The sequence below is a fragment of the Algibacter pacificus genome (genome assembly GCF_008033385.1).
Classification (GTDB): Bacteria; Bacteroidota; Bacteroidia; order Flavobacteriales; family Flavobacteriaceae; genus Algibacter; species Algibacter pacificus.
Genome location: NZ_VOGY01000007.1, coordinates 176,537 through 190,583 on the forward strand (window position 1 = coordinate 176,537; position 14,047 = coordinate 190,583).

A 14,047-nucleotide genomic window follows, 5' to 3' on the forward strand; every position below is an offset into this window, starting at 1 on the left:
AATAATGACTGAGAAAAAGAAAAGCGTAGATAAAGAGTTTTGGTTATCCTCTTGGGCCATAAACAATAAAACAACCATGTATGTTTTAATTGTTATGATCCTCTTTTTAGGAACTGGCGCCTATTTTAGTATGCCCAGAGAAAACTTTCCTGAAATAAAAGAAACCAAAATTTATATAAGCTCAATATACCCCGGAAATACCGCTGAAGATATTGAAAAGCTGATTACAGACCCTATTGAAGACAAAATTAAAACCATAAGTAATATTGTTGAAATTACCTCAACATCTCAAGAAGATTACTCTATTGTTATTGTTGAATTTGACGAAAATATTTCGGTTGAAGCTGCCAAACAAAAAATTAAAGATGAAATAGATTCTGAATCTGCAGGAGAAGATTGGCCAACCTTTAATGGTGCCAAAGTAGAACCCGATGTTTTCGATTTAAGCATTTCGGAAGAAACCCCTATTTTAAACATAAATATTTCGGGAGATTACCGCATTGATAAATTAAAAGAATTTGGAGAATATCTTGAAGATGAAATTGAAAGTTTGCAGGAAATTAAACAAGTAGATATTCGTGGCGCTCAAGAAAAAGAAGTTGAAGTTGCTGTAGATATCTATAAAATGATGGCGGCTCAAGTTAGTTTTTCCGATATTATTAATACCATAAACAACGAAAACATTACCATGTCTGCGGGTAATTTAATTTCTAGCGGACAACGACGTACGATTCGTATTTTAGGTGAAATTGAAAACCCAAAGGAACTTGAGGATTTTGTTGTAAAATCCGACCATAACAATCCTATTTACTTAAAAGATGTTGCTAAAGTGTCTTTTAAAGATGAGGACAAAACCACCTATGCTCGAGAATTTGGACATCCCGTAGTCATGCTCGATGTAAAAAAACGTGCAGGTAAAAACATGGTAGCCGCAGCAGAACAAATTCAAGACATCGTTAAAAATGCTAAAGACAACGTTTTTCCACCAGATTTAACGGTTACCATCGCCAACGATCAATCATCTAAAACCATTGGCCAAGTAGACGATTTAGTAAACAACATTATATTTGGTATCATTCTAGTGGTTACCGTTTTAATGTTCTTTATGGGCTTTAAAAGTGCCCTATTCGTCGGGTTTGCCATCCCAATGTCTATGTTTATGTCTTTAATGATATTAGAACTTTTAGGCTACACCATGAATACCATGATTCTTTTCGGACTTATCATGGGCTTAGGAATGCTGGTTGATAATGGTATTGTAGTTGTAGAAAACGTTCATCGACTTATGAGTGATGAAGGTATGAGTAGGATTGAAGCTGCTAAAAATGGTATTGGCGAAATTGCCTTTCCTATTATTATATCTACAGCAACTACCGTTGCCGCTTTTATTCCTTTAGGTTTATGGCCGGGAGTTATGGGGCAATTCATGATCTATTTTCCAATAACACTCTCCGTAGTTTTAGGTTCATCGCTATTTGTTGCTATATTTTTCAATTCCGTAATTGTATCTCAATTCATGACTATTGAAGATACAGATATGCCTTTAAAACAAATTATTAGAATCTCTGTAATCTTTGGAATATTAGGAGTTTTAATATTCATTTTTGGCGGAAGTTACAAAGGCTTAGGAACTTTAATGATTATTACCGTTATTTTACTTTGGATATTCAGACTGTTTTTAAGAAAATGGACAAATAGTTTTCAAAATAATCTTTTACCAATTTGGGAACGTATGTATGAAAAAACATTACGCTTTGCTTTAAGTGGTAAAAAACCTATTTTTATTACCATTGCTACGGTTGTTTTATTATTTATTGCTTTTATGGGCTTTGGAACCTCCGTAAGTAGCCAACGTACCAAAGTAGAATTCTTCCCAGATAACACGCCAAACCAAATTATAGTTTATATAGAATATCCCGAAGGCACAGATATTAAAAAAACAAACACCATTACAAAAGATATAGAGCAACGCGTGTTTAAAATTATTAACGATCCGATTTATAAAGATGGTGATTATAATTTTTTAACAGAAAGTGCGGTATCTCAAGTGGGGGCAGGTGCTGGAAATCCGCAAACTGATGGTGGTTCGGCTGCAGAAATGCCACATCGTGCTAAAATTACAGCCTCAATGCGTGAGTATAAATTTAGAAGAGGACAAGACAGTAAAGAATTACTTAAAAAAATTCAACTAGATTTAAAAGACATCTATCCTGGCGTTGCTATTTCTGTTGAAAAAGATGCGGCTGGCCCTCCTGCTGGATATCCTATCAATATAGAATTGGAAGGAGAGGATTATTCCGAATTAATAAATACTGCCGAAAAAATGCGCGATTTTATTAATTCTAAAAATATCCAAGGTATCGATGAGTTAAAAATTGATGTTAATAAATCGAAACCTTCCATGCAAGTTGTGGTTGATAGAAAAAAAGCAGGAGAACTGGGCGTAAGCGCAGGACAGGTTGGGCAACAACTTCGTAACTCTATTTTCGGGTCTAAAGCTGGAATTTATAAAAAAGATGGTGACGACTACGATATCTATGTGCGTTTTAATGAAGAAAATCGATATAATACCAGTGCCATTTTCAACCAAAAAATAACGTTTAGAGATATGGCTTCTGGCCAAATAAAAGAAATCCCGGTTTCTACAGTAGCTAAACAAAAAAACACCTCTGGTTTTAGCGCTATTAAACACCGCGACGTAAAACGTGTGGTTACTTTATACTCTGCTTTAGCGCCTGGTTTTACCGATGCTGGTGCTATTGTTTCTAAAATTAGAAACGAAATGCAAGGTTTTACCGAACAACCAGACCAAGTTAACATTGATTACACGGGCCAAATTGAAGAACAAAATAAACAAATGGCCTTTTTACTTGGTGCTTTTTTCACGGGTTTAGGTTTAATTTTCTTTATTTTAATTTTCCAATTTAACTCTGTTTCAAAACCAGGCATTATCATGTTAGCTATTTTTCTAAGTTTAATTGGGGTATTTGGTGGTATTGTAATCACAGGAAGCTCATTCGTTATTATGATGACCATGATGGGAATTATCTCTCTTGCAGGTATCGTGGTAAATAACGGTGTGGTACTTTTAGATTACACCCAACTTTTAATAGATAGAAAAAAGATTGAACACGATTTAGACGACGATCAATACATTGAGACCAACGAGCTTTTAGAAATTATTGTTAGAGGTGGTAAGGCTCGTTTACGCCCTGTTTTACTAACGGCAATTACCACAATTTTAGGTTTAATTCCATTAGCTACAGGTTTAAATATTAACTTCTTTACATTCCTAAGCGATTTTGATGCTAATATTTATGTTGGTGGAGATAACGTGATATTTTGGGGTCCATTGGCTTGGACCGTAATTTACGGACTTTTTGTAGCCACTTTTTTAACCCTAATTGTAGTGCCTATTTTGTTTTATTTAGTAACACAATTTAAAATGTGGTTATTTAAAAACAGAGTAGCCAACAACAAAAATATTAATAAAATTGGCAGTGATATAGATTAATTTAATTGTGCGACTAACTCAATTAATAGCGAAAACCCAGACTTTCTTAAATGAAACGTCTGGGTTTTTAATTTAAATTTAGTTGAAGTTTTAATTGCTATTAAAGTATTTTCAATCTAGAAAATGTACATTATTACAAGACAAACATTTCTATTTTAAACTGAAGTCTTCAATTATTTTAAATTAAGCCTTCATTTAATTAAAAAAACAATTATAATAATTTATACTCCGCGGTATTTCATTAAATTTGCACCTCAATTTTACAACACATGTACAGAAGTCATAATTGCGGCGAATTAACAGCAGCACATATAAATACAGAAGTTACCCTATCTGGTTGGGTTCAAAAATCTAGAGATAAAGGTTTTATTGTATGGGTCGATTTACGTGACCGTTACGGTATTACCCAATTGGTTTTCGATGAAGAGCGTACCAGCAAAGATTTAATAGAACAAGCCCAAAACTTAGGGCGCGAGTTTGTTATTCAAGTTACAGGAACGGTAATAGAACGTGCTTCAAAAAACCCTAATATTCCAACAGGAGAAATAGAAATATTAGTTTCTAAACTAGACATTTTAAACAAATCTATACTACCTCCATTTACTATTGAAGATAAAACGGACGGTGGCGAAGATATTAGAATGAAATATCGCTATTTAGATATTCGTCGTAATCCAGTGAAAGACAGTTTAATTTTTAGATCGAAAGTATCTCAAGCCGTTAGAAATTATCTTTCAACTGAAGGTTTTATCGAAGTTGAAACCCCGTATTTAATCAAATCTACTCCCGAAGGCGCTCGTGATTTTGTGGTACCTTCTCGAATGAATGCCGGCGAATTTTACGCCCTTCCGCAATCGCCACAAACCTTCAAGCAATTGCTTATGGTTGGTGGAATGGACAAGTATTTTCAAATTGTAAAATGCTTTAGAGATGAAGATTTACGTGCCGATCGTCAGCCAGAATTCACACAAATTGATTGCGAAATGGCTTTTGTAGAGCAAGAAGATATTCTTAATGTTTTTGAAGGTTTAACACGTCACTTGCTTAAAGAAGTAAATGGGGTTGAGATCGAAAAATTCCCAAGAATGTTGTACGATGACGCCATGCGTTTATACGGAAACGACAAACCAGATATCCGTTTTGGGATGGAATTTGGTGAATTAAATGAAGTAACACAACACAAAGATTTTGGCGTTTTCAACAATGCCGAATTGGTTGTTGGTATTGCTGTACCTGGCGGAAACCGTTTCACAAGAAAAGAAATTGATAAATTAATCAACTGGGTTAAACGCCCACAAGTTGGTGCTTTAGGCATGATTTATTCGCGTTGTAATGACGACGGAAGCTTCAAATCATCAGTAGATAAATTCTACGATCAAGAGGATTTATCCAAATGGGCCGAAATTACTGGGGCAAAACCAGGCGATTTAGTGTGTGTTTTATCGGGCGATAAAAACAAAGTACGCGCACAATTAAGTGCTTTACGTATGGAATTGGCCGAACAATTAGGCTTACGCGATCCAAAAGTATTTGCGCCTTTATGGGTAATCGATTTTCCTTTATTAGAATTAGATGAAGAAACCGGACATTACCACGCCATGCACCACCCATTTACTTCACCAAAACCAGGTCAATTAGAGTTATTAGATTCTAATCCAGGCGAGGTAAAAGCCAATGCCTACGATTTGGTGTTGAATGGAAATGAAATTGGAGGGGGTTCTATTCGTATTCACGATAAAGAAACACAAGCCATTATGTTTAAACATTTAGGTTTTTCTGAAGAAGAAGCTAAAGCTCAATTTGGTTTCCTAATGGATGCCTTTCAATACGGTGCACCACCTCACGGCGGTTTAGCTTTTGGATTAGATAGACTGGTTGCTATTTTAGGCGGACAAGAAACCATTCGAGATTTTATTGCCTTCCCGAAAAACAATTCGGGCCGCGATGTTATGATCGATGCTCCTGCTCCAATTGACGATGACCAATTAACTGAATTAAGCTTAAAACTTAATTTAAAATCATAATATTAAAATCCTGCTTTTGCAGGATTTTTTAGTAAATCGAATATATGAAAAACTTAACCTTTCTTTTACTAATTTTCACTTCAACCCTGACCTTTGCCCAAAATATAACCGGTTCGGAATTATTAAAAAAATCAATCCAATTTCACGACCCAAATAACAATTGGAAAACCTTTAATGGAAATTTCGCTATTACCATGGAAATACCAAACAAACCCAACCGAGAAAGTGAAATTAAAATAAACTTACCCAAAGAATATTTTTCTTTAAAAATTATAAAAGACACTGTAGTTACCGAATCTATCGTTGATAAATCGGAATGTCAATTATCAATTAACGGCAACACCAAATTAACAGACGCACTTAAAAAAGCACACAATCTAAATTGTAAACGGGCCAAGTTTTTTAAAAATTATTATACCTACTTGTATGGATTACCAATGAAATTAAATGACGAAGGCACCATAATCGACCAAAACGTCATTCAAAAAACCTTCAAAGGAAAAAATTATTTAGTTTTAAAAGCAACCTACACCAAAGCAGTAGGTAAAGATACTTGGTATTTCTATTTTAACCCAAAAACATACGCCATGGAAGTTTATCAGTTTTTTAAAGATGAAACAAAAAACGACGGCGAATACATTTTACTAACCGATTTAGAAACCATAAACGGAATTAAAATGCCAAAAAACAGAGCTTGGTATTACAACAAAAACGATAAATATTTAGCAACAGATATTTTATCCAAAAACACACAACACTAAAAATGCCAGCTAAAAACACCTTCTTAAAACAAATACTTATTTGGAGAGCCAAACATATTTCCAAAAAGCAATTTGTAATGATATTGAGTATCATTATAGGTTTTACTGCAGGAATGGGAGCCGTGGTTTTAAAAAACTTAACGCACTTTATTCAGCATTTATTAGAAACAAAACTAGTAAAAGATTATCATCACGCTTTTTATTTCTTATTCCCTATTTTGGGTTTAAGTTTAGTGTATTTAAGTATAAAATATATTATTAGAAATAAAGTAAGTCATGGTATTCCGTCTACACTTTACGCTATTTCTAAACGTAAAGGGATCATGAAACCCTTTCAAATGTTTGGATCTATTTTAACCGCACCTTTAACGGTTGGTTTTGGTGGATCGGTTGGATTGGAAGGACCAACGGTTGCAACAGGTGCCGCCCTAGGGTCTAACATTGCCCGAATGTTTCACATGAACCAAACAACCAGAACATTACTGGTTGGTTGTGCTGCTGCCGGAGCCATGAGTTCTATTTTTAAAGCCCCCATTGCGGCTATTATTTTTGCCATTGAGGTCTTTAGTTTAGATTTAACCATCGCCTCTATGCTTCCTCTATTACTAGCCTCACTTTCGGCAATTTTAACATCGCAATTTTTCTTTGGAGACGATGTATTATTACCATTTAGAATAGAAGATAAATTCTATCTTGCCGATGCGCCTTTTTATATCCTTTTAGGAATTATAGCCGCATTCATTTCCATATACTTCACCGAAGTTTACGATCGTATTCATAAATTTTTCGACACCCTAGGTTCACCTATAAAAAAACTTTTAGTTGGTGGAGTTGGTATCGGTTTACTAGTGTATTTAGTACCACCTTTATATGGTGAAGGTTTCGACGTTATTAATAATCTAATTGCTGGAAATCCACAAAAAGCAATAGCTAATAATATTTTTAACTTAGATATCACAAATGTTTGGAACGTTATCATACTTCTTATAGCACTTATGTTATTCAAAATTATTGCAAGTGCCCTTACTTTTGGAGCTGGTGGTGTTGGTGGTATTTTTGCTCCAACATTGTTTATGGGAAGCATTATGGGATTTTGCATGTCGAAAATTATTAATCATAGCGGTTTATTTGGACATCAACTTTCGGAAAGCAATTTCACTTTAGTGGGTATGGCAGGCCTTTTAGCAGGTGTATTACACGCCCCACTTACAGCCATATTCTTAATTGCAGAACTTACTGGTGGCTACGAACTTTTTGTACCACTTATGCTAACCGCAACCATTTCATTTAGTATCACAAAATACTTTAAACCGCATTCCGTTTATAATATGGAATTGGGACGAAAAGGAGAATTATTAACACACAATAAAGATCATGCGGTTTTAACCTTAATGGATATTGATCGCGTTCTTGAAACCAATTTCACGATTTTAAATCCAAAAATGACTTTAGAAGAAATCATTCAAAAAGCGGTGATAAAATCGAAACGAAACATTTACCCAGTTGTCAACCCAAGTACAAAAAGATTAGAAGGCATTATTTTATTAGACGATTTGCGATCCATTATGTTCGACAGATCGTTATATAAAGACATTACAGCATCAGATTTAATGCAAAAACCACCAGAGGTTATCAATCTTAATAAAGATAAAATGACCGATATTATGAAAAAATTTCAAGACAGTAGCGCTTGGAATTTACCCGTAAAAAAAGACGGAAAATATTATGGTTTCATTACAAAATCTAAACTTTTAACCTCTTATAGACGCCAGCTTATCAATTTACAAGCCGAATCTTAAATCTCAACACTTCGCTAAAAACACAAAATTTATGCGATTAAATCGTGTAATTCCAAAAAAATTACAGAAATTAGTGTGTTTTTGATATAAGCACACTAATCTGCTTTATATATAGATAAGCACTAAAAGTTTTAGTCATTTAAAACCATGCCTTCAGCCACAAACAAACTCTTACGAAAATTCTTAATTTGGAAATACAAACATGTTTCCGAACGCGAATTTGTATATGTGCTTAGCATTTTAGTTGGTTTTTTAGCAGGAATAGGTACCGTTTCCCTAAAAAACCTTACGCATTATATCCAAATGCTTTTTGAATTTGAAACCTTTAGAGATCACCATCATGCGCTGTATTTCATTTTTCCAATAATAGGCTTACTGCTTGTTTACATTATTAAACAAACTTGGTTAAAAAAACATATTGGGCATGGCATTTCATCCACATTACATGCCATTTCAAAATTAAACGGCATCATTCCTAGATACAATATTTACGCCTCCTTAATAACAGCACCATTAACAGCTGGTTTTGGTGGATCGGTAGGTTTACAAGGCCCAGCCGTAAGCGTAGGATCGGCATTAGGTTCTAACGCCGCACGCTTATTTAATATGAGTACAAAAACACGCTTGCTACTTATAGGTTGCGCTGCAACAGGCGCTATGGCCTCCATGTTTAAAGCCCCCATTGCGGCCATTGTTTTTGCTGTAGAAATTTTCAGTTTAGACATTGCTTTCACCTCTTTAGTACCGTTGCTATTAGCGTCGGTTTCGGCCGTGGTAACATCGTATATGTTTTTAGGAACAGACGTTTTACTTCGGTTTGAATTAACCGATAAATTTGAAGTAAACGACATTGGGTTCTATCTCGTTTTAGGCTTAGTAACTGCGGTAGCTTCTGTTTATTTTTCAAAAGTATTTTTCGCTATAACCCATTTTTTTAAACAATTTGAAAGTCGAGCAGTTCGTCTCCTTATTGGCGGATTAGCCATTGGCACGATGCTTTATTTTATCCCGCCATTATACGGTGAAGGCTATGGCATCATGAATAATTTATTAAAAGGTGATCATTTGGCCGCTATTGGAAAAACCCCTCTAAATTTCGATGTCTCGAACATTTGGGTGGTTATTGCTCTCTTATTTGGCATTGCTGTTTTTAAAGCCATTGCCATGACCACTACTTTTGGTGCTGGTGGTGTTGGAGGTATATTTATCCCAACGCTTGTTATGGGAAGCGCCATAGGAAATGCCTTTGCTAAAATTATTAATAACATCGGACTTGGGTTTCATGTGTCCGAATCTAATTTCACATTAATTGGGATGACGGGTTTAATGGCCGGTGTACTACACGCCCCGCTAACCGCCATTTTCCTAATTGCGGAAATTACCAGTGGTTACGAACTTTTTGTGCCCTTAATGATTGTTTCGGCCATATCCTTTACCATCACAAAATACTATATTTCCCACTCTATTTACACCTTAAAATTGGCTGAACGTGGCGAACTCATGACCCACGATAAAGATCAAAATGTCCTTATGGTTTTAGATATCGATAAAATTCTTGAAACCAATTTCATTATCCTAAAACCCGAAATGAAACTTGGGGATATTCTTAAAAACGCGGTAGCAAAATCCTCCCGAAATCATTTTCCCGTGGTTAACGACCAGCATGAATTTCTCGGGGTTATTCGCCTAGACGATGTGCGCCATATCATGTTCAATTCCGATTTATACGACACCGTAAATGCCCAAAGCCTCATGCACGCCTCTGCCGGAATTATAGATTATAATACCGATAATATGAACACCATTATGACCAAGTTTAAAACCACCGGCGCATGGAACTTACCAGTCACTAAAGATGGCAAATACTACGGTTATATTTCAAAATCCAAATTATTAACCGCCTATCGCGAACAACTTATTCAGTTCACCAAATAGCACTAAATATCATATTCAAACCTAAATGAAATACCTTATATCTCTTTTAACCATTGCAGCATTTACCAGTATTCTTCTCGGATTTTTTTTAGACGTCGATTATTCAGAAAAACTCATTGGTTTTGGCGTTATGGGACTATTTTTTATTGTTTTCCCCATATTTTCATACCACCGCTGGAAAGATAAAGACCCTAAAGATTATATGCTTACTAAAGAAAATTTAGATAAAATGAAAGCTTCTCAACGCGATAAAAAAATTTAATTTTTTGGGCGTTACCCAAGGGTCGGGCTTTTACTACTCGCTCCCTCCCAAAAGGTCGGGGAGCTCAAACAGGCCGTTCAATCCCTAACGCGGGTATATCTGCTAAATACATTTTTCAACCCGTACTTGGTTATTGTCAAATTAAAAATGCTAGTTCAAATTTCGGCGTTCAATAAAAAAACGTTTCATAAGCGCCGAAGCTTCTTCAGCTAAAACACCGCCTTTTATTGTGGTTTTAGGATGTAGTTTCGTGTTCAAATTAATACAACCACGTTCCAAATCTCTCGCCCCATAAACAATATTAGAAATCTGACTCCAATACAAAGCCCCAGCACACATTTGGCAAGGCTCTAGGGTAACATACAGCGTACATTTTTGTAAATACTTGCCACCCAAAAAATTGGCCGCTGCCGTAATAGCTTGCATTTCTGCATGTGCTGTTACATCGTTCAGTGTTTCGGTTAAATTATGTCCGCGTGCAATAATTTTATTATCAATAACAATTACAGCTCCCACCGGAATTTCGCCTTGCTCATAAGCAGCCTCGGCTTCCTGTAAGGCGCGTTTCATAAAATAGGTATCATCAAAAGGTTGTATCATAAAAGCAAAAATACAATTTGAAATACTACATTTGTAAATTAATGAGCAATCTTTTAAACCATATAAACTCCCCTAAGGAACTTCGTCTTTTAAACCAAAAAGACTTACCGCAACTTGCTCAAGAATTACGTGAGTTTATTATTAACATTGTCGCTACAAAAGAAGGCCATTTGGGCGCTAGCCTTGGTGTAGTAGAACTCACCATTGCATTGCATTACGTTTTTAACACGCCAGACGATCAACTTATTTGGGATGTGGGCCACCAAGCCTACGGCCATAAAATTTTAACCGAGCGTCGCGAAATTTTTCACACCAATCGGCAATTACACGGCATAAGTGGTTTTCCAAAACGCAGCGAAAGTATTTACGATACGTTTGGCGTTGGACACGCTTCCACCTCTATTTCCGCAGCCTTAGGCATGGCCATTGCTTCCAAATTAAAAGGTGATTTTAGTAAACAACACATTGCCGTAATTGGAGATGCTAGTATTGCGGGAGGCATGGCTTTTGAAGGTTTAAATCACGCCGGTGTTACCGATGCTAATTTACTCGTTATTTTAAACGATAATGCCATAGGCATAGACCCAAGTGTTGGTGCTTTAAAACAATATTTAACCAATGTAAAAAAGGGCACACAAAAACAAGATAATATTTTTGAAGCCTTAAATTTTAATTATTCGGGTCCTATTGACGGGCATAATTTACCCAAACTTATTACCGAGTTGGAACGACTAAAAACCGTAAAAGGTCCAAAGTTTTTACACGTAATAACCACGAAAGGCAAAGGTTTAAAACAGGCCGAAGAAGATCAAGTAAAATACCACGCACCAGGAAAATTCAATGCTAAAACAGGCGATTTAAATATAAAAACACCTGTTATTGAACCTCCAAAATATCAAGATGTTTTTGGACATACCATTGTAGAACTTGCCAAAACAAACCCAAACATTGTAGGTATAACGCCTGCTATGCCCACAGGAAGTTCTCTTAAATACATGATGAACGACATGCCAGACCGCGCTTTCGATGTTGGCATAGCCGAGCAACACGCTGTAACCTTAGCCGCAGGTATGGCAACACAAGGTTTGGTACCGTTTTGCAATATTTATTCCACCTTTTTGCAACGTGCTTACGATCAAATTATTCACGATGTGGCCACACAAAAATTACCTGTTATTTTTTGTTTGGATCGCGCCGGTTTGGTTGGAGAAGATGGGGCAACGCATCATGGGGTTTTCGATTTGTCGTATTTACGCTGCATTCCTAATTTAATCATTTTCGCTCCAAGAAATGAAATTGAATTACGAAACATCATGTACACCGCACAACTAGGATTAGAATACCCTATTGCCATTAGATATCCAAGAGGTCGTGGCGTCACTATAGACTGGAAACAGCCTTTTTCGAAAATTGGAATAGGACAAGCTACCGAATTAAAAAAAGGAAAAAACCTGGCTATTTTGAGCATAGGTAATATGTCCAAAAATGTAAGCGAAGCTATTGAAAACTTAAACGTTTCGCATTATGATATGCGTTTTGTAAAACCTTTGGATGCCAATTTACTTCATCGTGTTTTTAAGGACAACAAAACTATTATTACGGTTGAAGATAATGCCATTACGGGTGGTTTTGGATCGGCTATTTTAGAATTTGCTGCACATCATAATTATAAAAACACGATTAAAACACTGGGAATTCCAGATCAATTTATAGAGCACGGTAACGTATCTTTACTACACAATATCATAAACTTAAATGCTGAAAACTTAGAAAATTACTTTAACAAATATCTTTGATAACTTTCAACACTTCTCATTTAATGAACAGTTTTAATAGAACTTTGCCATTTTTGTTAAAACCCGTAAGTACTAAAAATGAAGAAACCCTGTGGGTCTCTCACCTCCACAGGGAATATCTAATGATAAATCAGTAACAAAAAAAATGAAGTATATATTTTTTAGGCAACCAATTGTTCAAAGATAAACATATATTTTCTTTTAAACATAAGAAAATTTAACGGTTTTTAACAAAAAAATACTATTTTCCTTATAAGGTAGATTTATTTTTTACAATACTGGTTTTTACAATAATGGTTTTTACATCGGCATTAGCATGTTCCTTTTGCATTCTGGTAATTAACATTTGAGCAGCATTTACTCCAATGGCTTTGGCATGCTGACGAATAGTTGTTAGTTTTGGAATCGTATGATGCGAATCGGATTTACTAGCAAAAGCAATCACCGAAAAATCTTTAGGAACTTTTAAACCTAAATTTATAGCGGTGTTTAAAGCAATAATTCCAGACGAACTATCGGCAGCTACTACGGCATCAACCGTTCTATTTTTCTTTAAAAAAGACTTAATAACTTTTTGATGATCGTCTTTTCCTTTCTTTATTTTTAAAACTAAAGGCTCTTGCTTACCGTGTTCTAGAATGGCTTTATTGTAACCACGTTCGCGTAATTTACCAACACTTAAATCGTTTATGTTACTTACAAAAAGAATGTTTTTTCTTTTTTCCAATAAAAGACTTTTTGTGGCGTTATACATGGCATCAAAATCATCCACAATTACCTTATCACACATCACATCATGAGCCACACGATCGAACATCACAATAGGCAAGCCTTGACTAATGGTTTTTTTAAAGTGTTCTATTTCATTTTTAATTTGCGTTTCTTCTGCAACCGACAAAATAAAACCATCTACACTACCATTAGCAAGTAACTGTAAACTTTGTTTTTCTTTCTCTAAAGACTCGTTGGATATACAGGTAATAATATTGTAACCGTGTTTTGCTGCTTCCGTTTCTATACCAAAAAGGACTTTTGCTAAAATTCTATTTAAAATATTGGGAATAATAACACCAATTGTTTTGGTTTTATTATTTTTTAAACTTAACGCGACTTTATTCGGTTTATAGTTATACAATTCAGCTAGTTCTTTTACACGTCTTACTGTTTCCTCTCCAATTTCTTCGCTATTATTTAATGCTTTTGAAACCGTAGAAATAGATACGCCTAATTCTTTTGCTAACTGTTTTAATGTAACCATATATTTTTTTATATAACGCTAACGCAATTTACAAAAATACACGTTGCAAATTACTATGCTAAAAATAAGTTATAATAATTTTATATTTTTACAAAATA

General features: G+C 35.1%; 9 protein-coding genes. 7 read left to right on the top strand and 2 right to left on the bottom strand.

Annotation, left to right across the window (positions count from 1 at the left end; translation table 11 throughout):
• The first annotated feature begins 4 nt into the window (after positions 1-4).
• The 6 genes from FQU21_RS12180 (at position 5) to FQU21_RS12205 (ending at position 10,295) form a co-directional block, all read left to right on the top strand.
• Positions 5-3,514, top strand: coding sequence for an efflux RND transporter permease subunit (locus FQU21_RS12180; RefSeq protein WP_147678273.1), 3,510 nt, complete (start codon positions 5-7; stop codon positions 3,512-3,514).
• Between the two features lie 269 nt (positions 3,515-3,783).
• Positions 3,784-5,538, top strand: coding sequence for an aspartate--tRNA ligase (gene aspS, locus FQU21_RS12185; protein WP_147678274.1), 1,755 nt, complete (start codon positions 3,784-3,786; stop codon positions 5,536-5,538).
• A 44-nt stretch (positions 5,539-5,582) separates the two neighbouring features.
• Entirely contained in the window at positions 5,583-6,299 is a 717-nt protein-coding gene (locus tag FQU21_RS12190) for a DUF6503 family protein (RefSeq protein ID WP_147678275.1), read from the top strand.
• Between the two features lie 2 nt (positions 6,300-6,301).
• A complete protein-coding gene (locus FQU21_RS12195) occupies positions 6,302-8,098 on the top strand; it encodes a chloride channel protein (protein ID WP_147678276.1) in 1,797 nt (598 codons plus the stop codon).
• 147 nt (positions 8,099-8,245) lie between these two features.
• On the top strand, positions 8,246-10,033 hold the full coding sequence (locus tag FQU21_RS12200; protein ID WP_147678277.1) for a chloride channel protein: 1,788 nt from the start codon (positions 8,246-8,248) through the stop codon (positions 10,031-10,033).
• 25 nt (positions 10,034-10,058) lie between these two features.
• A complete protein-coding gene (locus FQU21_RS12205; RefSeq protein WP_147678278.1) occupies positions 10,059-10,295 on the top strand; it encodes a hypothetical protein in 237 nt (78 codons plus the stop codon).
• Between the two features lie 150 nt (positions 10,296-10,445).
• On the opposite strand, the gene FQU21_RS12210 is transcribed toward FQU21_RS12205, so the two are convergent.
• The gene (locus FQU21_RS12210; protein WP_147678279.1) at positions 10,446-10,895 is read right to left on the bottom strand and encodes a nucleoside deaminase; all 450 of its coding nucleotides are present in this window, start codon (positions 10,893-10,895) and stop codon (positions 10,446-10,448) included.
• A 41-nt stretch (positions 10,896-10,936) separates the two neighbouring features.
• On the opposite strand from FQU21_RS12210, the gene dxs reads away from it, so the two are divergent.
• Positions 10,937-12,691 (top strand): 1-deoxy-D-xylulose-5-phosphate synthase, encoded by a 1,755-nt coding sequence (gene dxs, locus FQU21_RS12215; RefSeq protein WP_147678280.1) that lies wholly within the window; start codon positions 10,937-10,939, stop codon positions 12,689-12,691.
• A gap of 250 nt (positions 12,692-12,941) precedes the next feature.
• Here dxs and FQU21_RS12220 read toward each other — a convergent pair whose 3' ends face one another.
• Positions 12,942-13,949 carry a LacI family DNA-binding transcriptional regulator gene (locus FQU21_RS12220; protein ID WP_147678281.1) on the bottom strand — a complete coding sequence of 336 codons (1,008 nt, stop codon included), beginning with the start codon at positions 13,947-13,949 and terminating at the stop codon, positions 12,942-12,944.
• Positions 13,950-14,047 lie beyond the last annotated feature (98 nt).

Excerpts from the sequence above, each read along its gene's own strand:
- aspS (WP_147678274.1), top strand. The coding sequence starts at position 3,784 with ATGTACAGAAGTCATAATTGCGGCGAATTAACAGCAGCACATATAAAT.
- FQU21_RS12205 (WP_147678278.1), top strand. The coding sequence starts at position 10,059 with ATGAAATACCTTATATCTCTTTTAACCATTGCAGCATTTACCAGTATT.
- FQU21_RS12210 (WP_147678279.1), bottom strand. The coding sequence starts at position 10,895 with ATGATACAACCTTTTGATGATACCTATTTTATGAAACGCGCCTTACAG.
- dxs (WP_147678280.1), top strand. The coding sequence starts at position 10,937 with ATGAGCAATCTTTTAAACCATATAAACTCCCCTAAGGAACTTCGTCTT.
- FQU21_RS12220 (WP_147678281.1), bottom strand. The coding sequence starts at position 13,949 with ATGGTTACATTAAAACAGTTAGCAAAAGAATTAGGCGTATCTATTTCT.
- FQU21_RS12180 (WP_147678273.1), top strand. The coding sequence starts at position 5 with ATGACTGAGAAAAAGAAAAGCGTAGATAAAGAGTTTTGGTTATCCTCT.
- FQU21_RS12200 (WP_147678277.1), top strand. The coding sequence starts at position 8,246 with ATGCCTTCAGCCACAAACAAACTCTTACGAAAATTCTTAATTTGGAAA.
- FQU21_RS12190 (WP_147678275.1), top strand. The coding sequence starts at position 5,583 with ATGAAAAACTTAACCTTTCTTTTACTAATTTTCACTTCAACCCTGACC.
- FQU21_RS12195 (WP_147678276.1), top strand. The coding sequence starts at position 6,302 with ATGCCAGCTAAAAACACCTTCTTAAAACAAATACTTATTTGGAGAGCC.